20 protein-coding genes are annotated in these 20402 nt (G+C 58.1%); 6 read left to right on the top strand and 14 right to left on the bottom strand.

All coding sequences use genetic code 11. The features are described 5' to 3' along the window. Positions 1 to 28: 28 nt before the first annotated feature. From P0R32_RS08210 to P0R32_RS08155, 12 genes are all read right to left on the bottom strand, one after another. A complete protein-coding gene (locus tag P0R32_RS08210) occupies positions 29 to 1678 on the bottom strand; it encodes an ATP-binding protein (protein ID WP_276236468.1) in 1650 nt (549 codons plus the stop codon). After that, positions 1675 to 2508, bottom strand: a complete 834-nt coding sequence (locus P0R32_RS08205; protein ID WP_276236467.1) for a hypothetical protein — start codon at positions 2506 to 2508, stop codon at positions 1675 to 1677. The genes P0R32_RS08210 and P0R32_RS08205 overlap by 4 nt, the downstream gene beginning before the upstream one ends. Then, on the bottom strand, positions 2505 to 4508 hold the full coding sequence (locus tag P0R32_RS08200) for a hypothetical protein (RefSeq protein WP_276236466.1): 2004 nt from the start codon (positions 4506 to 4508) through the stop codon (positions 2505 to 2507). Before P0R32_RS08200 ends, P0R32_RS08205 begins: the two co-directional genes overlap by 4 nt. Before the next feature lies 1 nt (position 4509). Beyond that, on the bottom strand, positions 4510 to 4926 hold the full coding sequence (locus P0R32_RS08195) for a hypothetical protein (RefSeq protein ID WP_276236465.1): 417 nt from the start codon (positions 4924 to 4926) through the stop codon (positions 4510 to 4512). 94 nt (positions 4927 to 5020) lie between these two features. Beyond that, positions 5021 to 5284 (bottom strand): hypothetical protein, encoded by a 264-nt coding sequence (locus P0R32_RS08190; protein ID WP_276236463.1) that lies wholly within the window; start codon positions 5282 to 5284, stop codon positions 5021 to 5023. Continuing rightward, the gene (locus P0R32_RS08185; RefSeq protein ID WP_276236462.1) at positions 5281 to 5844 is read right to left on the bottom strand and encodes a hypothetical protein; all 564 of its coding nucleotides are present in this window, start codon (positions 5842 to 5844) and stop codon (positions 5281 to 5283) included. Before P0R32_RS08185 ends, P0R32_RS08190 begins: the two co-directional genes overlap by 4 nt. Further along, complete coding sequence (locus tag P0R32_RS08180; RefSeq protein ID WP_276236461.1) at positions 5837 to 6202, bottom strand: hypothetical protein; 366 nt, start codon at positions 6200 to 6202, stop codon at positions 5837 to 5839. Before P0R32_RS08180 ends, P0R32_RS08185 begins: the two co-directional genes overlap by 8 nt. A 3-nt stretch (positions 6203 to 6205) precedes the next feature. Continuing rightward, the gene (locus P0R32_RS08175) at positions 6206 to 6706 is read right to left on the bottom strand and encodes a hypothetical protein (protein ID WP_276236460.1); all 501 of its coding nucleotides are present in this window, start codon (positions 6704 to 6706) and stop codon (positions 6206 to 6208) included. A 49-nt stretch (positions 6707 to 6755) separates the two neighbouring features. Next, positions 6756 to 8276 (bottom strand): hypothetical protein, encoded by a 1521-nt coding sequence (locus P0R32_RS08170; RefSeq protein ID WP_276236459.1) that lies wholly within the window; start codon positions 8274 to 8276, stop codon positions 6756 to 6758. A gap of 105 nt (positions 8277 to 8381) precedes the next feature. Continuing rightward, positions 8382 to 8636, bottom strand: coding sequence for a hypothetical protein (locus P0R32_RS08165; protein ID WP_276236458.1), 255 nt, complete (start codon positions 8634 to 8636; stop codon positions 8382 to 8384). Beyond that, positions 8633 to 8866 carry a hypothetical protein gene (locus P0R32_RS08160; protein WP_276236457.1) on the bottom strand — a complete coding sequence of 78 codons (234 nt, stop codon included), beginning with the start codon at positions 8864 to 8866 and terminating at the stop codon, positions 8633 to 8635. Before P0R32_RS08160 ends, P0R32_RS08165 begins: the two co-directional genes overlap by 4 nt. Before the next feature lie 25 nt (positions 8867 to 8891). Next, positions 8892 to 9230 carry a hypothetical protein gene (locus tag P0R32_RS08155; RefSeq protein ID WP_276236456.1) on the bottom strand — a complete coding sequence of 113 codons (339 nt, stop codon included), beginning with the start codon at positions 9228 to 9230 and terminating at the stop codon, positions 8892 to 8894. Positions 9231 to 9525: 295 nt separating this feature from the next. On the opposite strand from P0R32_RS08155, the gene P0R32_RS08150 reads away from it, so the two are divergent. The 3 genes from P0R32_RS08150 to P0R32_RS08140 all read left to right on the top strand — a co-directional run bounded on the left by P0R32_RS08150 (position 9526) and on the right by P0R32_RS08140 (position 13334). Beyond that, positions 9526 to 9792: a DUF8053 family protein gene (locus tag P0R32_RS08150; RefSeq protein ID WP_276236455.1), complete on the top strand. Its 267-nt coding sequence runs from the start codon at positions 9526 to 9528 to the stop codon at positions 9790 to 9792. Between the two features lie 1253 nt (positions 9793 to 11045). Continuing rightward, positions 11046 to 11582, top strand: a complete 537-nt coding sequence (locus tag P0R32_RS08145) for a tyrosine-type recombinase/integrase (protein WP_276236454.1) — start codon at positions 11046 to 11048, stop codon at positions 11580 to 11582. 120 nt (positions 11583 to 11702) lie between these two features. Further along, the gene (locus tag P0R32_RS08140; RefSeq protein ID WP_276236452.1) at positions 11703 to 13334 is read left to right on the top strand and encodes an HNH endonuclease; all 1632 of its coding nucleotides are present in this window, start codon (positions 11703 to 11705) and stop codon (positions 13332 to 13334) included. Positions 13335 to 13480: 146 nt separating this feature from the next. Here the strand turns inward: P0R32_RS08140 and P0R32_RS08135 are convergent, their stop codons facing one another. Together P0R32_RS08135 and P0R32_RS08130 are read right to left on the bottom strand one after the other, a co-directional pair. Beyond that, positions 13481 to 14200: a hypothetical protein gene (locus tag P0R32_RS08135; RefSeq protein ID WP_276236451.1), complete on the bottom strand. Its 720-nt coding sequence runs from the start codon at positions 14198 to 14200 to the stop codon at positions 13481 to 13483. Between the two features lie 765 nt (positions 14201 to 14965). Further along, complete coding sequence (locus P0R32_RS08130) at positions 14966 to 15778, bottom strand: hypothetical protein (RefSeq protein ID WP_276236450.1); 813 nt, start codon at positions 15776 to 15778, stop codon at positions 14966 to 14968. 128 nt (positions 15779 to 15906) lie between these two features. Between P0R32_RS08130 and P0R32_RS08125 the strand changes: the two genes are divergently transcribed. From P0R32_RS08125 to P0R32_RS08115, 3 genes are all read left to right on the top strand, one after another. Then, positions 15907 to 16473 (top strand): metallophosphoesterase family protein, encoded by a 567-nt coding sequence (locus P0R32_RS08125; protein ID WP_276236449.1) that lies wholly within the window; start codon positions 15907 to 15909, stop codon positions 16471 to 16473. 363 nt (positions 16474 to 16836) lie between these two features. Then, positions 16837 to 19293, top strand: coding sequence for a sensor histidine kinase (locus P0R32_RS08120; protein WP_276236448.1), 2457 nt, complete (start codon positions 16837 to 16839; stop codon positions 19291 to 19293). After that, positions 19290 to 20399, top strand: a complete 1110-nt coding sequence (locus tag P0R32_RS08115) for a hypothetical protein (RefSeq protein WP_276236447.1) — start codon at positions 19290 to 19292, stop codon at positions 20397 to 20399. The genes P0R32_RS08120 and P0R32_RS08115 overlap by 4 nt, the downstream gene beginning before the upstream one ends. Positions 20400 to 20402: the final 3 nt, after the last annotated feature.

Raw genomic sequence — 20402 nt, 5'->3', positions numbered from 1 at the left:
ATTCCGAGAGTTCCGCGGCGATCGCCGGTCACCGCCCGGCCCCCGCGGCCACCGCCGCATCTGACTTAAAGGGGGACGAAGCCGCAGGGACCCTCGCCACCACGATCTCGTCACCGCTCGCTTCTTCGACCATGACGACCTCGAGGACGTCCCCGAGATCCCGGAGGTCTTCTCGGAACCGCAGCCCGTCGATCTCCGACTCGAGGTCCTCGATCACGACGCCGCGTTCGACGCTGATCTGTCCCGAGCCGTGCTTCACGTACAGGCGCTGCTCGTGCTGGTTCCGCCACTCGCCGAACACCTGCGAGTCGTATTCCAGCTCGCTGGTTGCTTCGTCCTCGCCGTCGTACTGCTCGCGGCGGCGCTGGCGAAGCTCGCGCTTCGTCGACGCGTCCGGCTCCTCGAGGACGACCTTCAGCCACCGGTTCTCGTCCTCCGGCCAGTCGGGGACGTCGTCCCATCGGAACTTCGAGAAGCCCTTCTTCGAGTACGTGAGCCCGACGCCGGGCTCGTCGTAGCGCGACATGAAGTCGTCGTTCATCTTGATGTCGCCCTTCATGCCGACCGGGTGCGTCCCGCGCTTGTCGGCGACCGGGTTTGCCGACCCGTCTGGCATGTGTACGCGCCACTTGAACTCCCGCTTCGTGTCCGGGTCGAGGTTCTCCTCGTAGTGGATCGCCATGCCCAGCGTCGCCAGTCGACGCCTGGACTCCGCGAAGATCGACCGGAGCATCTCGAGCTTGTCGTACAGCCGCGACACCGACTGCGATGCCGACCGTGGGATCAGGTCGCCGCCCTCGTCGAACAGCAGCGTCATCCACGTGAACGGCCCGTAGTCGCACCGTGCGAGCCAGAACGCGAACCACCACTGGACGAGCGGCGTCTCCGTCGTCTCGCCGTCGTCGTCGTACTCTGCCTCCCACCGCGGGACGAACGGGAAGTAGCCGTTCACACGACGCGACTCTCGCGTCGCCTTCTGGCACCCAGAGAACGACGGGTCCGGGTACACGACGTTGAACGTGCCCCGCGACCGCTCGCCCAGCTTGTCGAGCAGGTCGAAGACGTCCTCGTAGTAGACGACGTCGCGGACGACGCGCTCGAGTTCCGACGCGGTCAGCTCCTGGCCGTCGTCGACGGACAGCGAGATCTCGTCCGACTCGTCTTCGACCTCCGGCATCCACGCGCCACGAACGGTCGCGTTCGCCGGCAGGTACACCGTCGTCCAGTGCTTGTACGGGAGCCACCCCGACGAACCTTCACGCCCGCGCCAGACGACGATCTCGTCGTTCTCCCGCATCAACTGCCGCGCGAACGTCAGCAGCAGCGTCGTCTTCCCGCACCCTCGTTCGCCACGTAGCAAGAAGTCCGTTCCCTTGTCCGTCTTCGTCCGGGTGGGGTTCTTCTCGTGGATCAGCATGTCCGGGTGGACGATCCGCTTCGGGTGGCGCTCGGTGAACGCCTCGACGTCGATGTCGTTCATCCCGAAGCACAGCCCGATCTGGTGGGCGTCGCTCTTGGCGTCGCCCACGGGGTGTTTCATCGACTGGCGCGTGTGCTCGCCCCAGCCGTAGCCCGTCTTTGCGCGTCCGTTCGTGAACGGACTGCGGTTCGGCGGAGACCGCTCGTCTCGCGCGCCTGGGCGCTGCTGTTCGCCTGCCTGTTGGTTGCTCGAACTCATGTCTGTGGGATACTCGTGTCCTTCTCTGCCGCTTCGTCCTTCTCGGCGCCTCGTGACGCCTCCTGCGCGGCTGCTCGCGTGATCGCTGGGAGCAGGTACCGCGCGGCCCAGTTCTCCCGAGTGAACCGGTCGCCGTCGCCGCCGTTGCGGATCAGCGCCGACCGGATCCCCGTCTCGAAGTACGCCCCGCGGGCGACCTCGCGGTCCAACTCGCCGTACGTCGCCGTCGTCGCGAACGACGCCCACGACAGGTACTCCGCCCCGGAGCCGAACCCATCGAGCAGCTGTTCGACGAGCCACTCGGCGCGCTCGAGGAGGTCGGTCAGCCCCGGGCGCATCGCCGGGTGCCGCTGGTTCAGCGGGTCCGGGTCCATCTTCGACGCCGGCGCCGAGTAGTCCGTCGCGCTCCAGCGGATCTCGCGGACGCCCGCGTGCATCGCCGGGAGCACGTCCTTCGCGACGAGCGCGAGCCGTTCCTCGCGCGCCCAGTCGTCGTCGACGGCGCCGACATCGCCCCACGGGCGCCCCAGCAGCGCCGACATCATCACGCGGTCGAACAGCACCGCTGTCTCGACCTCGCTGCTGTCGGACGCCGTGAACCACGTCTCGGGGAGTTCGCCGAGCGAGTGGACGGTACATCTCGTCATCCACTCGATCACGGCGCGGCGGTCCTCGAACGGCGTCACCGCGTCCGCGATCAGTTCGACGCCCCCCTCCGAGATCGTCGCCAGCGCTCGCCGGCCCATCGCGTCGACGGGTGCGTCCTCGAGCACGGTCTCGACCTCCGCGGCCAGCTCCGCATCCGCCTCCGAGATCTCCTCGACGCTCATCGCCGACCACCTCGCCCGTCGTCCTGGTGGACGTCACGCGACCGGCTGTCGGCGTTGAAGTCCTCCTCCTCGTTCGACTCCGAGGCGAGGAACTCCTCGTTGATAGCCTCCGACTGCGTTTTCGACTTCGCGTCCGCGAGCCGGCGGCGCTCCGCACGCCGCTTCGTCTCGCTGTTGACCCAGCCGTTCCACGAGTCCTCGAGCGACGAGACCTCCGACAGCGCCGACGCGTGCGACATCACGACCTCGACGACCCGGTCGTAGTGGATCGGCGATAGCTCGGTGTACGCCCACGACTCGCGCGGCTCCACGACGTACATCCACGTCAGCGCCAGCGCGATCAGCACCGCACCCAGCGGGCCGTTATCCAGCGTCAGCGACCCGAACACCCAGCCCGTCGCGAGTGCGAGCGGCCCGCCGATCACCGCCTTCCAGTTCACGACCCACGACGCGACGTCGTCCTCGTCGACGCGCTTCTCGAGGAGCTTCGGGAAGTTGAACGTCCACGACTCCGGCTTGTGGTCGATCACCTGCTCGTACTCCGGATCGACGAAGTACAGGTTCTCGTACGGCCCCTTGTCGACGCCGATGCGGTTGTGCGGGTTCCCGTCCGTCTTCAGTTTCGTCGCCGCTCCCTTCGCTCGAGCGAGGAACGCCGAGATCCCCGAGCGGATCGGCCCGATCGAGCCGTCCTCGTAGCGAGTCATCTTCCGGGGCACGACGTCCGCGCTGATCACGCCCGGGATGTCCGCGAGCGACAGCTCCTGGGTCGTTCCCGGAGTCCGCTCGTATCGCTCGCTCCTCGAGGACGCCCCGCCCGACGACATCGACTGCTTGAACGAGTCGACGACCGCCTGCATCTGGCCGGCCTTCCCGGTCGCCGTCACGCCCCCGTCGGTCAGCGTCGAGATCTCCCGCACCTCGACGTCGACGACGCCCCGCCCCGTAGGGGCGGTCTCGTTCGGCACGTCCATCGGCGCGTAGTCCGGGATGTTGTCGTCCAGTTTCAGCCGGACGAACAGGTCCGTGAACGTGTAGTCCCCGAACCACACCGTCGCCATGAACCCGACCACGCACCCCAGCATGATCGGGAACAGCCACGGCGCCGTGACGAGTTGCTGGATCGTCCAGTCCCACCCGAGCACGAAGAACACGACGAACGCGCCAGGGACGACGAGCAGGCCCCACACCAGCAGCGAGATGTCCGGGCCCGCGCCCGCCTTCTTCAGCAGCCCACGTGATCCCTTCAGCGAGACTCCGGCCGCCAGCGCCGCAACGCCGAACAGCGCCGCGATGTACAGCGTTCGCGCGCCCGACGACTGCGCCGGAACGACCTTCGCCGTCTTGCTGGGGTTGTACGTGTACTGCCACCGCGCCGTGTCCGACTCAGACGCCACGAACACCGTCAGCCGGTACGACGAGTCCCACTTCTTCGGGAGTTCGATGTCGTGCGTCGTGTAGCCCGGACCCAGCGTCAGCGTGTGCTTCGTCTCCGTGATGTTCGTCGCGATCGGCTCCTGGCGTGTCTGGTTGTTCTCCGTCACGGTCACCGTCTTCTTCTTCCAGATCACCGTGTGGAGCGTCACCGTCTTGTCCGGGATCGGGTTCGAGGCCGTCTGATACGGTCGCTTCGACCAGAACTCGAACGACGTCCGCTCGATCTTCGTGCCCCGCCCCGCGTACTGCTCGAAGCCGTCGAAGTAGAACAGCCCCGTCGGAAGGTGCTTGATCGCGTACTCCGCGTACGACCCAGACGGACGGATCGACGGCGGCGCCCCGTTCGGGTGCGCAGCCGTCCGCGACAGCGACTCGTACGTGTGGTCCGGCGAGGACACCGTCGTCGTGTTCACACTGTCGCCGTCCTGTTGGAGTGCGACGCCGCTGCTCGAGGACGCCGCACCAGTTGCTGCACTCGCCGCCGGCACGAAGGCCGCCGCCACCAGCAACGCCGCCAGGATCACGACCGTGGACCGACGGCGCTCACCGGACCCGCGTCCCATCTTAGGCGGCCCTCCCGTTCTTCCGCTGCTGGATCTTCCACACGCCGCCGGCGCCCATGATCATGAGCAGGATTCCCGCCGCGCGGATCGGTCCGAACCAGTCGGTGATGCCGAAGCCGACGAGCCCGACGTTCACGATCCCCGCAGCGCCGAGCGGCGACTGTGCGCCGATGTCGACGAGCATCGCGACGTACGTCATGATGTCCACGCCCGCCTGCCACGCCGACCCAGCGAGCGAGACGATCCCGATGCCTGCGAGCCCGCCAGCCGCCTTCGCGGCCTTCTTCGTCCGCGAGCCCGCCGCGACCGCCCGACCCTCGTAGTCGACGTCGTCGTAGCGCTCCTCGAGGAGCACGAACGCGAGGCCGAGCAGGAACAGCACGCCGACGACGGCGGCGATCGCCATCATCGACGGCATCCCGTCACCTCCGCCGTGTCCGCCGTTCCCGCGCCCACGCCGTCGGAGACGGCGCTCGCACGGCGCTGTTCTTCCGTTCTGTGTGTATCGTGTCTCATGTCTTCTGAGTCGCTTTCCGCCGTTCGTACAGCCTGTACGCCATCGCGCTGACGAAGACCGTCGTCGCCACCGTCAGCACGGCCGCCATCGGGATCCCCGGGATGTCCGGCCCGTAGCGAGCCGTGTACGACACCATCGGGTACCAGAGGTCGGCAGTCGAGATCAGGAACGTCGGGTCCAGCATCGACACGAACGTCCCCAGAAGGGACACTATGCCGAGCCCGAGACCCGCCGCTTCTGCTTTCTGTTGCTTGCTCATCGGATTCTCCCCCACACTTCGCCGACCGTGTTCGTGACCCCGCTCGCACCCGGAATCGCCGAGACGAGCACCGCGTGCCCGCCGAACAGGAGCGCGAACAGGAACGCCGTCTGAATCAAGATCCCGAACGCGAACACCAGTGGCGCTCCGAGTCCGAGTCCTGCGAGGCTGTTCTCGAGCGCACCGGTCACCGACCGCGGGATGATGAACACCGTCTCCGCGGCGTCGGTCAGCGGGCCCGGGTTCGTCGGTGTCCCGAACAGCAGGTCCGGGATCATCGCCCAGCCGTCGCGGACGAGCGACAGGCCCAGGTCGATCAGACCCAGCCCAGCGGCTGCCGGGCGGAAGACGACCTCGCGGACCACGTAGGTCAGGATGAACGCACCGGGCGCCGCGGCGAACTTCGCCAGCGTCTCCCTGGTGCTGCCTGACAGGAGGCCACCGTCGCCGCTGCCTCCGGTGTCGCTCGTGTCCGTCTCCGTGCTCGAGGCCAGCCGGTCGGTGTCGATCGAGTCGCCAGACCCCGTCGTGTCCGAGTCGTACGACGGACTGCTACTCATCGCCGCCCTCCGCGATCGCGGTCGCGATCGTGATCGACGCCAGCATCACCACGACGAGCAGCACCGGCGCGAAGACGCCCAGTTCGCTCGCCTCCTGGGCGGCCACCTGCCATGCAGTGTCGGAGGCGTCCGCGATCCCGCCCAGTGCGATTCCGACGTAGTCCCCGTAGAAGCTGCCGTACGCCTCTACGAGCCGGCGGGGAACTGCTATCGCAGCGGCTCCGATCGCGAGTAGTCCTGACGACACCGTGTAGACCGCAGCCGTTCCCAGCCGCGTCACGAGCGCGCCAGCGTCCACACGGCCCCCCTCGCCCACGTACTGCTCGGACTGCTCGAACAGCGTGTCCTCGGGGGGCACGGCTTACAGCACCTCCTCGTCGTCCTCTGCCTCCGTCTCGGTCGACTCGCCGATCAGCGGCAGGTCGACACCCAGCCCCGGCAGGTCCGAGTCCCGCCGGTTCATCCACCACAGGACGACGCCGAGTGTCATCACCATCACCACCGAGCCGGCGACCGGCAGGAAGATCCCGAGTTGGGCCCACGGCCCCGTTTGGGCCGTCTGAGCCGCCGTGTCGAACAGCGAGTCCACGAAGTCCGCGGGCGACGACGTCACCGACGAGATGATGTCGCCACTGCCGATCCCCAGCTGGGACAGCGGGTTCGTCACTGCGAACACGATGGACTGGCCCAACGCCGTGATCGCCGTTCCGACGAAGAACACGACCCCGGAGATCGTCTGTAAGAGGACCGCGCCGAACGTGCCCTCGTTCTGGCCCGTGCCGACGTCTTCCGAGCCGATGATGTACGCCTTGCCGGTCGAGACGAGCGAGGCGCTGTCGTCGCCGCTGCTGCTACTGCTCACAGTCGAGTCACCCCCGCCGCTCGAGCCGGAGTCGAACTCGGCGGACACATCACGCCCCCGCCGAGTTCCGGCGCTTCAGGCCGACGATGCCCCCGACTGCGACGAGTGCGGAGATCACCCACGAGGCGAACTGTGCGATCGGGTTGTTCGAGCCCCAGAAGCCGGTTCCCTTGCCTGAGTCGCCCTCCTGCGGCGTCATCAGGTCCGTCTTCTCGTCGGCGGTGATCAGCTTCACCGAGTGGAAGACGTACGTCTTCCCGATCTCGACGGTGTCGTCGAGCGTGTGCGTCGTCTCCGGCTTCGCGTTGCTGTACAGCGACGTCTTGTCCGTCCACGAGGTGATGTTCGCGAACGCCGTGTCGTCGGTCCCCTCCGCGACCTCGACGAGCGCATAGCGCTCCGCGATCATCTTCTGCTCGTCCTCGAACGTGACGCCGTAGTAGGTCAGGTCGTACCCGCTCGGCAGGTCAAGCCGGTAGTACGACTCCTGTTTCCACTCGTACCCGCCGTACTGCTCCGCCTTCGAGTACGTGACGTTCCGGTCCTCAGTGCCCGTCAGTTCAGCCGTGAACTCGAGGTTGTGGATGCCCTTCTTGTGGACGATCCCGTCGGCCGCCCAGCTCCCGATCGAGTCCATCGATGTGATCCGCAGGCGACCCGGCTCCGACTTCTCGGTCACCTTCGAGATCTCGCCGTCGACGCGCTCGGTGCCCAGCGACCACTGCGAGGACTTCTCCGCGTTCAGCCCCGTGACGGTGATGTTCCCGTCGCCGTCCGTGATGTACACCCGGACGCTGTCGACACCGTCGAACGACCCGTCGTCGTTCGAGATCACCGACAGCTCACCCGACTGCGGCTGGGCCACGAAGCCCTCGCCCGTCTGGTTCGCCGCCACGCCGGCGTCGCTCGTGTCCGCTGAGCCGTTCACGACGACCCGTCGCGCGTCACCGCCCGCGTCGCGGTACTCGAAGACGATCTCCGCGCCCGACTCGAGGTCCGACACGTCGAACACCTGCTGGAAGTACAGCTTGTCCGGCGAGTCGGTGATTGTCTCCGGGAGCGTGAACTCCGCGTACGCGCTGTCACCAGCGCCGAACGTGCCGTCCGTCCCGAACGAGACCGACTCCACGCCCGTCGCCGTGTCTCCCGACGTGTCCGTCACCGTGAACGAAGTCGAGTTCGCACCCGCCTTCGTCCACCGCGACGAGTTCAGCGCCGAGATGTTGCCGTCGGAGTCCCCCGTCCGTGGGAACGCGCCCAGCGTCTCGTCTTCGACCTGCGTCGGCAGGTACGAATACGAGTTGTTCGTCGATGCGTTGAGTTCAGCGTCGAACGTCTCGACGCCGCCCGAGTCGTTCACCCACTCGAGCCCGCCCATCTCGCCGACTTGGTGCTCCTCGACGATCACCTTGTCCACCGAGATCGTCGGGTTGTGCGCGTAGTCGCTGTTCATGTTCACGCGCTGCTCCTGCGTCGGCACTGCCGCGCCCAGAGCCGGCGCGAACGCCAGCATGAGAACCATGCCAGCCGCCAGCAACGTTCCGAACCGCCCGGAGAACACCTTAGACATCGGTGCCCTCGTGGTTCTCGTAGTCGACCCACCGCACGCTCGGGTCGACTCGCTCGATCTGCTCGTCGTCGGTCGATTCCTCTCTCGTGTGAGTTGTGTTGTCAGTCATGTCGTCGTCGAGTCGGTTTCCGGCCGACCACTCCGCAGTTCGATTGCCCCGCGCACCGCGGTCAGCCCACTTACGCCGGCGACCGCGACTGCGACGAGCACGATTCCAGCCTCGATCGGGGTCACCGTCGGGAGCGACAGCAACGCCTGATCGACCGCGATCAGCGTGTAGAACAGCGTGTTGAACGCCCAGAGCGCAGTCCACGCCCACACCGGCGGCGACAGGAATCGGCGAGCGCGAGCGAAGCTCACGAGCCACCACCCAGCGGTACCGAATGTCCCTGAAACGGCGGCGACACCTGGCGCGGCGCGTCGTGCTCCTCCGTCGGCCACGACTCGATCGCCTTCGCGCTCGGCGTCACCGGCGGCGTGTTCTGCTCGTCCGGCTTCGAGCCCGTCGCACGCTCGGCCAGCGTCACCAGCTCCCTGACGATCTCGTTGACCGCCTCGAGGCCGGCGACGATCAGGTCGGCCAGCGTCATACGCGCTCCCCGACGAGATCGGAGTTCATCGCGGGTCCTCCCCGCGGAGCGCCGATACGAGTGCTTCGTCCCGGAGCCCTTCCGACCCGTGTTCCTCGACGAGTTGGGCGGCCGTCTCTCGCTCGGAGGTGACCCCGCCGTCGGTCGCCGTAGCCGGAGACTCCGAGTTCTCGTCGGTCTTGGTGCCGATCAGCGACAGCTCGTACCCGAGCCACTGTTCGGATGCCCGGAGCGTGACGTAGCCGAACAGCACGACCACCGCGTACGCCGGTAACGCGGCGAAGGTTACCGCGAGCGTCGTTGCGATGCCCAGCGTCCCAACCAAGAACGCCACTGCCGTCCGATCGGGCTGATCCTTGGTCACACGCGCCCCCCGACGAGATCGGCGACCTCGTCGTCGACGCTCGCGACATCGCCAACCGAGAGGTCGACGGGTCGCTCGCGGGCTCTCAACACTCGGTGCCCCGGATAACCGTCCGTGCCGCCTATTGGCGGTGGCAGTGCGTCGTCTCCCATGACATACCGGCCGACCTACCCAGCCCGGCCGATACCATTCACGAACTGGCCCCTCGACTAGAACCTCCGCTGAACGGGTACTGCGTGGTGTCGCTATGGGTACGCACGGGCCGTTTATATGCGATAATCAGGTGGGACGTAGTATGCAAACACTGCAGCGACGGAGTGGCAGCGGCCTCGTGACGCTCCCGAAGAAAGGACTCGAACGCGACGACGTGCTCACCGAGGACGGCGAGATCCCCGAGCAGCAGAACCTCGTGGTCGACCGGCTCGGGCGGCGCGTCTACCTCGTGCGACTCGTCGACGACGCCCGCGTTCCCGACGCCGAGGAGACGGAGGTCGTCGAGCGGCTCGCCGCACAGCGACTCTTGCAGCAGGACGCGTTCGAGCAGGGAAGTGCGGCAGACTAATTATTTAATTAAACAATGTTAGATGACTTGTTTGAAACAGTAAAACGGCTTTGATATTAAGTTTCTGACTTCACTCCCTGCCGCGGAGTAGCGAGGACCGTGATTAGTATCATCACAACATCACCCATTTCTATCCACCCTTTCAGGTATGCGACCGGGGCAATGAGTATGAAAGCCAACACCTGCTTTTGCGTGTAATATTGGAGAATCGTGTGTGTGATTCTCTTTTTCAGCAGGTGCTTTGCGAATATTGATATACAGTGGAGATAGAATGAATATAGCCTTAATTTTTTGATTAGATGTGATAGCCATCCCGAAATGATGGAGATGGATCTGTAAAGGGGGCGAACAAGGAGGCCGTTTGAACGACCCTCATCGCTGGAGGTGGTCTCCTCCTTAGGCGCTTGCAATTTGTTTGTCGCCCAATATGAACCGCTGGGCTTAGCGCGGGCTGTAGACTATGAATCTCTTCACTTGCTTAGAAAGGAGCCAACTCTGACCCTTTCTGTTGTTGAGATTCGGACAGCCCGCACCGGTGAAAAGAGAGGGCATCGGGGTAGGCAATCTATTAAATTGCCGTATCCAGTCAAGGACACCCTGTTCCGAGTGGAACGGCCATCAGTTCCGGAGTGGGCAACCTACTTAAATAACGAACTGTCTGGTGGCGGCCAACTTTTCCTGCACTCACAAGTCGGCATCTGTTCAGTTGAAACTGGGTTATTGGCTGAACATGGGCCGACCTGCTTTCTTTGCCAATTTACGAGTAAAAGCTCCTCCAATACTCGTAGCGGGTGTAGGGTTTCGTTATGATAGATGAGTTCGGAATGCCCCAAGCACTCTCTCGAGAGCTCTTTTATTCTACCGGCGCTGAAGGAGCTAAGACTCCTCTGCCGGTGGAATATCTGGGTGATAGCGAGCATCCCGAACCTATCCAAGATGTCAACCTCTATTGTGATAAAAATTTCCCGGACGGAACTGCCAGACAGTGAGCAATGACCCCCTATATCAATCGAGGTAAGGAGACTGCGTGCCCCATGTACTCTCTATATCAGGCGCCAGGTTTCTGACACCATCTCTGTAGGGTGGCTCCCTATGTCTGTATACGGATCAGCCATTTGTAACGTTCGGGAGCCTCTGAGTTCACTGGGACGATGCAGTTTTACAGAGACGGGGGACTGTCAAACTCAACTCTACTGACCCTGCCGTGCGGGCCGTTCATAAGCTTCCTCTGGAAACCTCTTTGACAACGACGCATGGCGTGGAAACGCGAACCCCTAATCGAAGAAGAACTCGACGATCTGCTCGACGCTGTAGACGAGTATAACCTCACCCACCAGGTGACAATCTACACACTCGCCCACACCGGCCTGCGAGCAAACGAACTCGCTCATCTCCGAGACGAGTGGATCGATTGGCAGGCCGAGCGGCTTCGTGTTCCGTCTGCCGAAGGCGAGTGGACTCCGAAGACCGAGCACTCTGCGCGGACGATTCCGCTGAAACACCCCGGCACTGTTCGACGGCTCCGCGACTACTTCAGTTACCACGAGTCGTACGACGCGACGAGACAGACCGTCACCAACCGCGTGAAGCGAGTCGCCGCCGAGACGGAGATTCGGAAGAAGATTACATCACACGTGCTCCGGCATACCTACGGGACGCTGATCGCGGCGCGGGGAGCGACTCCACAGTATATCCGCCAGACGATGGGGCACGCAGACCTCTCGAGCGCGAACGATTATTTGCAGTACGCCGGAAGCCAGCTCGACGCTGAAGCCGAGGAACTCTGGTAGTGAAACACGACCGAACAAACCTTGAGGCCTTCTGAACCTCTATTACCGGGGTAATAGGATAGCCTCAATTCTGATAGGTCTGACCGAAGCACTTTGAGAGAGTAATTACAGTAACTCGATATGCCAGTCCAAGCAATTTCTGATTGGGTAGACGAACTCCGTAAACGAGCAAACGACAGGGGTATCCGATTTACTGCTGAGACAGACGGGCGAATTTTCCATTTCGTATTAGGAGAAGATCCTGGCATTATCGGGAAGGTACGGACCTCCGAAGGCCAGAGTCGGGAGTTCCGCGACGACCAAGGCGTGGAATACATTTGGCATCGATATAATCGAGAGCAGGAGCAGGCCGAAAGTGACGATCCCCGCAGGGTAGTCAATATTACACTCGACGTCTGGGATACCGGCCGATACGATCTCGACCAGGACCATTTCCTGTTCCTGACCGAGGAGATGGTCACCGCCGGTACGTATTCTAAAGGAGACCAGAAAATCAGAGTCCTCGGTTCAGGCGAATACGATGGGCCGTTAGCTCGTCATGTGGATGACTGGGATGCGGTGTTTAGCTACGCCGTCAACGATTCAATCGACGACCAGGCCGAATCATCAAGGTCTGAGGATTCCGAGAATTGGTACCGTGTTGGAGCGCGATACTACGACTCGACGGATCCGGAACGTGATGAGTTCCAAAGTTGGATCAAGGGCCCTCTCGAATCAGGTATAGGCAATAGCGCCGGAATTCGTGTCGTCGAAGCCAAGACCGGTCCTCAAAAAGGGGAGGTTACTGCAGTTGTTATTGTCTCTTCAGAACTCGACGACCCTGACGGATTCAACCGCTGGGACGACGAATTCGACCTGAACAATGGGCTGATCCACTACTGGGGTGACGCGAAGCGGAGCGGTTCGGAGTCTGATGAACCGATTGATGAGGACGAGTTCCCCGGGAACCAGCAATTGCGTGCTGTTCACCGATTAAACACTACTGACCAACGGACTCGCTACCCTCCAATTTTGGTTTTCAGACGCCCAGAATCAGGAGTTGTCGAGTTCAACGGCCTCTGTGTAATCGAACAAGTTGAGCTCGACGAATTCGAGGACAACGGTGTCCCCACACCGAACTATCTCTATCATCTCGGTGTCCTCGACGTTGAAGAGGTTCCTCTGTCGTGGATACATCAGCGTACGGAAACTGGCTCCGACGCACTGGCCCCGGACGTATGGCATCAGTGGGTGGAGTCCGGAGAAGTCACTCCAGGAATGAGATATGGGGAGGCCTCAGTCACCCCAGAACCAGTAGATGATACGACCATTGCAGGTCCATCCGACACCACGGATACTGCCGGCCGGATATCAACGGGAGAGCAGACTCAGGTCAGGATCAGTCAGGAATTTAGAAACGAGACTCACGACACGTACGGCGAGTGTATTCTGACAGAGATATCCGATCCTCGACTCCTCCAGGTTGCCCATATACTTGGACGAGCTGATCATCCGGAGATCGCAGAAGACATCGGCAACGTCGTGCTTCTCACCCATACTCACCACGCAGCCTTTGATGCTGACCTATGGACCTTCGATGCCAATGGGAGGTTATGGGTATCTCCGGAGTTCGAGTCCAATGACCCTTGGCTTCAAAACACCTTAACACTCCGCGAAGGGGCTCAAATCCCCGCTCTCAAGGATTCACCGGTCCGTACTGAGTTTATCCAAGAGCGGAATTCTCAACTCGATTGGTGGCCGGTAGATGATTGAATGACCCTGAGCTAAGATATCGCACAGGCTGGGCGTGCACTTTCGTCGATCTAATTTCTGAGCCGTTTGCATTCACTTTCCAGTTCTGCTCCGGCAATGGCTTGCCCATATTCAAATAAAATCCAACCTCAATAGACGGGGTAATTCTACGCTTGCATTAGCATCTCGTTTAGCATCGATCTCGTCCGGTTAGATCCGTCGAGGAAACTGAAGACCTCTTCTAACGGAATGAATTCAATCGACTTAGGAACCGAATCCGGCTTGCTCCCCGAAGGTGCGAACAGATAGAGATGCTCAGATCGATCACTGTATTTCTCCAATCGACCAGCCCTCTTCTGAGCGTCATCCCTATCCCCACCAGTCATCTCAGCAATCACTGCCGGGCCATGCGTAGGCCCAATATGTCCAATAACATCAACGTCTTTTTGCTCACCGCCTAATGTCGAGGTTCGACGGAAAGAGGGGTATATCGAGCGGAGATACTCTTCAGCACAAACTTCAACTTGCGTAGGTGTGAGGCTCGATGCAACGTATGGAATCGGCTCTTTCCGATATGCCGCCTCCACGATCTCCTCGTCGATCTTTCCCCAATTACACGCAGCATAGTGTGGAGGGTGCAGATCCGTGTCAAATAGAGGTGGGGCTTCTGTCGGAGAGACCTCTATAGAAGAACTCTCTGAAAATCGGATTCCTTTGAAAATCCGCGAATACTCTGCGTTTAGAGTGGTACTCCCTCGGGGTTCGACGTCAATGGGATCTTGAAGTGCGGTATCCGTGGCAGGAATAATACAAACAGATTCAGGCTTCGCAATCGTGATCCTGCTTAGTGGATTGTAGAAGGTAACAACAAGTCGGTCCTGCTCCACAGCTTCACTAAGGCGGCGGAGCTCGGTCCTGCACTTCCGTTTCTTGTCCTGGTAGTCTTCGGGATCCGCAGATGGGCGATCTCCCCAATGTAAAAGTCCGTATCCTCGGTCGATTGCTTGCTGGTTATACTGAGTCTCAGTTACCGGTCCATCAGCGTGATTGATCCAGAGCGGGCTAAGACACAATCGTATATCAGATTAGTTGATAATGAAATCCTGCACCAGAATATCATAGATAAGATATACTGAGCTTGTCTCTGTGTGTTCGGGGCCCCCGGCCCCACCAGCAACGGTAGACCGTCAGATCTCTGTCTCCGTCATCTAATTCACGTTGCACTTTCCGCTCACCCAAGTTTCCAGACGATCACGGCTCCTTGTTGATGGTAGGGGTGTCGAAGTCCGTCGAAACGAGTTGTTTCGACTGTTTCGACCGAGAGGTCGTACCAGAATTCAGCATCGAGACAGAAGTTTTCGGCGATGGATTCGGGCTCGGATATTTAAATTAAGCTCTCAAAGACATCGGCGAATTCGCTGAAGCCTCTGATCTCTTTGTCCTCTATCCAACAAGTATAGATCCCATCACTCTGTAGATCTCGGAGGAATGCCGCATAGTAGTCCGAAGGCCGTTGACTAAGTACTAGAAATAGTAGTGGTTCACCGTCCAGGCTTTCGTTGACTCGGATGTCTTGGTAACGATATTCTAGAAGTTGACCAAGCGCCGAGCGAATCTGTGTCTTCTCATTGTCTTCGTGGATCGTTTTCCCTTCAGCCAGAACCACTTCCCCCCTTGCCAATCGCGATGAGATCGCTCCTTGAGGTCTCACCGGTATGAAAACCTGCCGCTGTGAGGCGTTCCTCTATGAAGTCGAGGATGGTCTCGTGCTCTCTCTTCTTTCGTTCGGTCTCAGCAGGGTTGATAGTGGACTCGATAGATTGGGGGTTGTCTTCGATTGTTCCCACCGAGGATCCGGATCGGTCACGAAGGCTACTCGGAGAGAATTCTTCGACTTGGTCACCCGAGTCCACGGTCTCCAGCTCCCGGCGGTATGCGTAGCCCTGTTCAGTCAGGAACGACTCTACGTTATTGTACTCTCCCCGAAGAGTGGAGTGTGCCGTGTCCGAGGGCCGCATAAACCCGAGTGGATACTCCATTTCGTATCCGAGTGTGCCGTGAACGACTTCTGCCGGGATATCGACCTCCTGGACGTTCCGCAAAAAGAACATGTAGGTCCACGGTTCCTCGATATCATCGACCGTTCGGCCTTCATCATATGGTTCCCAAATGTGGCGTGCTATTCGTTCGTCGGCCAACTTTCCGGAGACGGTAGCACAATGCGTGTACTCGCCAGCCTTCGTGTAGTATAGGACTACGTCGCCTTCGTCCATCTGCTCCCACGTCGATTTCTTCGAGCTCACCACCCCCCACACCGGAGTCCGACCCTCGTATCCGAGATCTGCAACCTCTTGATACTGAGCAGGATCAATACCCTCGAGGACCGTATCTCGGAAGTACTTGATGGTGGTTTCCTTATGCTCCCTACTACAGGGTGCAAGAAACAGGTCTGGATCGTCCTCCATGTTCTTTGCAATCTATCTATGGAAGATAGATGTTCTGATAAAACGAGAGTGAAGATCTCGGCCAGATACGCTGACTCAGGGGCTTCGGCAGACCAAGAGATTATACCAACCGTTGTGTGTGAGCTACTATGACGATCTATGTCATCTCGGACACCCACTTTGACGATCCGAAGATGGTGAATGAGTTGGACCGGCCATTTGACGGGGTGGATGAAATGAACGAAGCTCTCATCGACAATTGGAATTCGGTCGTCGACGAGGCAGACACCGTCTACCACGTTGGCGATCTACTCGGTGGGGAGCCACCCGAAAGGCGGGAAAGCCACGCCCTCTATAGGTTGGATCAACTCAATGGGACGGTCAATCTGATTGCTGGGAATCACGCCCCAATTCCGAAGTCCAGCTTCGCTGATTCGGCGATAGACATCAAGGAATCGAGGCGACTTGATTTCCAGGGGTATAGTTTCTACTTCACACACAAAGCAGAGCACGCCCCAGATTACTTCGATGGGTGGATCATTTCGGGCCACGAGCACGAAAACCCAGCAAAGTACCCGTTCATCGATCCAGAAACTCGACGTGTCAATGTCGCTTGTGAACGGATTGAGTACCGACCATTATTGCTCTCGGACCTTGTCTCAAACATTAAAACAGGAGAGCGATATGAAACGCTTGCCGACGCACCTGTAATATAATAGTTAAACGAACTCACAGCACCATGCCTTGTCTATGGTACTCAAAATTCCCACATGAATCATCTGCTAAGTATACACGTATTTAGACCACCTCTCGAACGAAGGGTGATTCCCGATTCTCCTGTAGTACTGAGTACCGATTCTTGATCCACAAGCTAATCCCTGATTTCGTTCCGATGAACGGCGAACCAAAACCTCTGAAGCTCTCCAAGTAGTTGATCAAACTCTGGAGCAAGCAATTCCACCACATCCAAAATTGCACTGACTGCTCCCTTTCCGAACTCTGGCGTACCGAGAGACGTTCTACGCGTTCTCTGTCCCATTCGCCCGGATTTATTACCATCCAGTAACAAGACATATCAAATGTCTCAATCTGATTCCCGCGAAACATTAGATTCGGGGACAGTCCGATTCTCCAGCGATAGTAAGCTTCTCTCTGAGATCGGAGAGCGGCTTATCGCTACTCCGGACATCGCTCTCTCAGAGCTCATCAAGAACGCCTACGATGCGGATGCTACCAAGTGCAATATCTGGCTCAAGGAAGATAGTCTGTTCGTAAAGGATGATGGGCACGGGATGACCGAGCAGGAGTTTCGAGATTACTGGATGACAATTGCGACGAACAGTAGACTTGAACAGGAGACCTCAAAGAGATATAACCGTGAGTTGACCGGCGCAAAGGGAGTGGGCAGATTCGCCGTTCGAAACCTTGGGTTGGAGCTCTCGATCGAGACTGTCGCTTGGTATGAAGAACATCAAGAATACCGACAGTTGACCGCTGATTTGAAGTGGGGAGACTTCGAGAGTGGGCAGCCTTTGGAAAGTGAAGAGGTTACGTATCAGATAGAGACTGCTGATGTGGAGGAGGAGGGGACGACTCTCGAGATCTCCCAACTACAGAGCAATTGGACCCAGGATGAATTAGAAGAGGTCTCCGGAGAAGTCCTAGATATTATTTCAGCGCCTTATCAGACGAATCGTTCGGAGATGCAACCGGGAGGAGGCTCAGACAAAGCAGACCCTGGATTCTCGGTCTACTTTGCACCTCCCGGGGAAGGAGCCCCCGAGAAGAGTGCCGCTCAGGAGATCTATGAACGGTATGTGATGAAAGTCGAAATTTCGGTGAGGGAAACGACTGTCAGGTATGACTGTGAATATAAGTATGGCTATGATGATAATGAATCAGAGTCCAGGGTGTACGAATTCAATCTTGGAAAGAACCTCTTGGATGACGTATTTGGCGAGATTCGATACTTTAATTGGAACTACTCGGGCTTATTTAGAAATCTCAACACTATTGACGGTAGAAGCGTACCGAAGTGGCTTAGAAATAACGGAGGGGTAAGAATTATTGATAAGAATTTCCGTGTACCGCCCTACGGAGATGAATTGAATGATTGGTTGAATATTTCCGAATCTCAGGCAAGACGTGAACGCCAATGGCGATCAACATTCACCTCCAACATTTCCTCTGGTGGGGGACAGATGCTTGCCGATACGAAACAGCACCAACTCAATCTTCCATCGAAGAATCAAATACTGGGGTCACTGAACGTCTCTAGCTATCGTCCCGGTGAGAGCGAGGACGTAGACGAGAGTTTGCAAAAACTAGTTCCAGCCATGGACCGGCAAGGGTTCATTGAGAATGAGGCCATGGACCAACTCCGTGACATTGCGCGCGGTGCCATCGAAATTATCGCTATCCTTGACAAAGAAGAGGAACTCCGTAGAAAAAGGCAAAAAGCAAAGGAATCCAAATCGGAACTGAAGAGCGAGATCGAGCAGCAGCAGAAAGAGATAGAAGAAGAACTAGAATCTGCCGCAAAAGAATTTAAGTCAGAAACGAACTCGACAACGAATCCTGAGAGCGGACAATCTACAGAGACAAAGGGACAGCTATCAATTGATGACGCATTCTCAAACGGGGACGTAAGTACAGACTCGCCCGGCAGATCTCCGTCGGCAGAGTCAGCTGATTCTCTCAGGACCACCAACGACTTTCAGCGGAAGATCAATGAGGAAATCAAGCCAAAAATAGAGCAGTCGTATTCAGAACTAAGTGAAAAAGTCGACAGATATGAACAGGCGGAAGTAGATTTTCAGAGTTCTGTAGAGTCAATGTACCTCATGAGTGCCGTTGCGGCATTCATGACACATGAAACGAACGAGTTACTTCGCAGTGCGGATCAAATGATTGAGGCATGGGAGGAAACCCCCGAAAATGAGCGCTCTGAAGCATTAGAACATCGATTAGATGTTACACGAGAGGCTCGAGACAAGTTCGAGAAGCAACTTGGCTATTCGAAACGGTTCATGCAAGGGTTAGAAGAAGATACCCAAAATGAGCTCTTTGTTAAGGGTAAAACAGCGGAAATAATCGAGCAATTCAGTCACTATACAGATCGAAAACAAATTACTATCGAACACAAGTACCCAGAATATATTAAGACACCTGAGGTCAATCCCAGTGTCTACACCGGCGTCTTGATGAACTTATTTACGAATGCAATCAAAGCCGTTTTAGAGGTACCTCCCGAAAATAATGGTCGGATAATTCGGTTTGAGGCTGAAAATACGGATACCTGGCATAAATTGCGCGTCGCTGATACCGGAAGTGGGATCCCATCGGGACTAGAAAATCGGATTTTCGATCCTTTGTTCAGCACAACAGAGAACAGAGACGACGACCCTCTCGGAGCAGGTGTAGGGTTAGGACTGTATGTGGTAAGACGAATTGTAGAAAATTCAGATGGAGAGATATCAGTAGTAGAGGCTCCAGAGGATTTCGAAACTTGTTTTGAGGTGAGATTTAAACGATGACAGAAGGTCACACAATGGAACACCGAATTTACATTTTTGAAGACAATGAGTCGAATCTGAAAGATCTCAAGTCTCCTTTAGAATCACATATTGACACGGAACGGTTCAGAATTGAGGAGTTCCTTGGAGATGATGGAAATCAAAGCGAGTTTGATGATACAGAATACGTGAAGGAACTTCTAGCTGATGAAGACGAAGGATATCCTCTACTGGTCATCTTAGATGCTGAATTAAACGAGTATCAAAGCAGTACTGTTCGCCGGGCCGATGTTCGAGAAGCCTGTAGCGAATTTGGAATTCCCCTTTGCGTTTATCACCGTGACGACGGCGAATACGCCGACCCAGACAGCGTCAAAGAATCAGATGATCAGATAATCAGATTGCTACCCCGCAACGGCGGCCATGAACAGATGGCTCTAAAGTGTGCAGCTCTGATCAAAGGATTCGACAAAATCCGAACACACCTGACAGAGCGGATGGCAGAGGCGTCGCCAGAGGAGCTATTCGAACCGCCATCGGAGTTTATTAAGGAACTCGATAATGTCCCGATCAGTTCAAAACCGGACATTGACAAGTACTCCTGGGGCCAGTCTGAGAGTCTATCTCTGTTAAAAGAGAATGAAGGTAAGGAAGACGCAATTCGTCGTAAGGCAACTGTCCTTGGATATTGGATGGTGAATCAACTTCTCGAGTATCCTGGTGTATTGGTCAATGAGATCGCCGCTGCGTCATATTTGGGAATCGATGTAGAGGAATTCAGTACCAACAACGAAATTCGTAGTAGATTTGAAGACGCCCGATATAAAGGGCCATTTTCGGAGGTGGGTGACTACTGGTGGACTGCAGAACTGGATAATATTCTTGCTATGAACACAACTGTCGAAGATGACGGAACAGTGACCACCATTGACTTCCTGTCCCGGGAGGGAATAGAAGTAGACTCAGTCATGTGTGTGGAGGAGCATGAGGGCGCTGGTTACTATTGTATCTTAGAAAATGTCCCAGTTTGTGAGGAACATTCAGTCAGTCCCGAAGCTTGGATTCCTGCCGGAGCGTCTCTTAGTCGTCTGCGTGAAGAAGCTTGGATGAAACTGAAGGGGTGGTAAATT

Source organism: Halobaculum marinum, assembly GCF_029338555.1.
GTDB classification, from domain to species: domain Archaea; phylum Halobacteriota; class Halobacteria; order Halobacteriales; family Haloferacaceae; genus Halobaculum; species Halobaculum marinum.
This window is presented reverse-complemented; position numbering and strand designations above follow the sequence as displayed.

Coding starts and splice junctions, on each gene's coding strand:
- P0R32_RS08210 (WP_276236468.1), bottom strand. CDS start 1,678: ATGAGTTCGAGCAACCAACAGGCAGGCGAACAGCAGCGCCCAGGCGCG.
- P0R32_RS08205 (WP_276236467.1), bottom strand. CDS start 2,508: ATGAGCGTCGAGGAGATCTCGGAGGCGGATGCGGAGCTGGCCGCGGAG.
- P0R32_RS08200 (WP_276236466.1), bottom strand. CDS start 4,508: ATGGGACGCGGGTCCGGTGAGCGCCGTCGGTCCACGGTCGTGATCCTG.
- P0R32_RS08195 (WP_276236465.1), bottom strand. CDS start 4,926: ATGCCGTCGATGATGGCGATCGCCGCCGTCGTCGGCGTGCTGTTCCTG.
- P0R32_RS08190 (WP_276236463.1), bottom strand. CDS start 5,284: ATGAGCAAGCAACAGAAAGCAGAAGCGGCGGGTCTCGGGCTCGGCATA.
- P0R32_RS08185 (WP_276236462.1), bottom strand. CDS start 5,844: ATGAGTAGCAGTCCGTCGTACGACTCGGACACGACGGGGTCTGGCGAC.
- P0R32_RS08170 (WP_276236459.1), bottom strand. CDS start 8,276: ATGTCTAAGGTGTTCTCCGGGCGGTTCGGAACGTTGCTGGCGGCTGGC.
- P0R32_RS08160 (WP_276236457.1), bottom strand. CDS start 8,866: ATGACGCTGGCCGACCTGATCGTCGCCGGCCTCGAGGCGGTCAACGAG.
- P0R32_RS08150 (WP_276236455.1), top strand. CDS start 9,526: ATGCAAACACTGCAGCGACGGAGTGGCAGCGGCCTCGTGACGCTCCCG.
- P0R32_RS08145 (WP_276236454.1), top strand. CDS start 11,046: ATGGCGTGGAAACGCGAACCCCTAATCGAAGAAGAACTCGACGATCTG.
- P0R32_RS08140 (WP_276236452.1), top strand. CDS start 11,703: ATGCCAGTCCAAGCAATTTCTGATTGGGTAGACGAACTCCGTAAACGA.
- P0R32_RS08130 (WP_276236450.1), bottom strand. CDS start 15,778: ATGGAGGACGATCCAGACCTGTTTCTTGCACCCTGTAGTAGGGAGCAT.
- P0R32_RS08125 (WP_276236449.1), top strand. CDS start 15,907: ATGACGATCTATGTCATCTCGGACACCCACTTTGACGATCCGAAGATG.
- P0R32_RS08120 (WP_276236448.1), top strand. CDS start 16,837: ATGTCTCAATCTGATTCCCGCGAAACATTAGATTCGGGGACAGTCCGA.
- P0R32_RS08115 (WP_276236447.1), top strand. CDS start 19,290: ATGACAGAAGGTCACACAATGGAACACCGAATTTACATTTTTGAAGAC.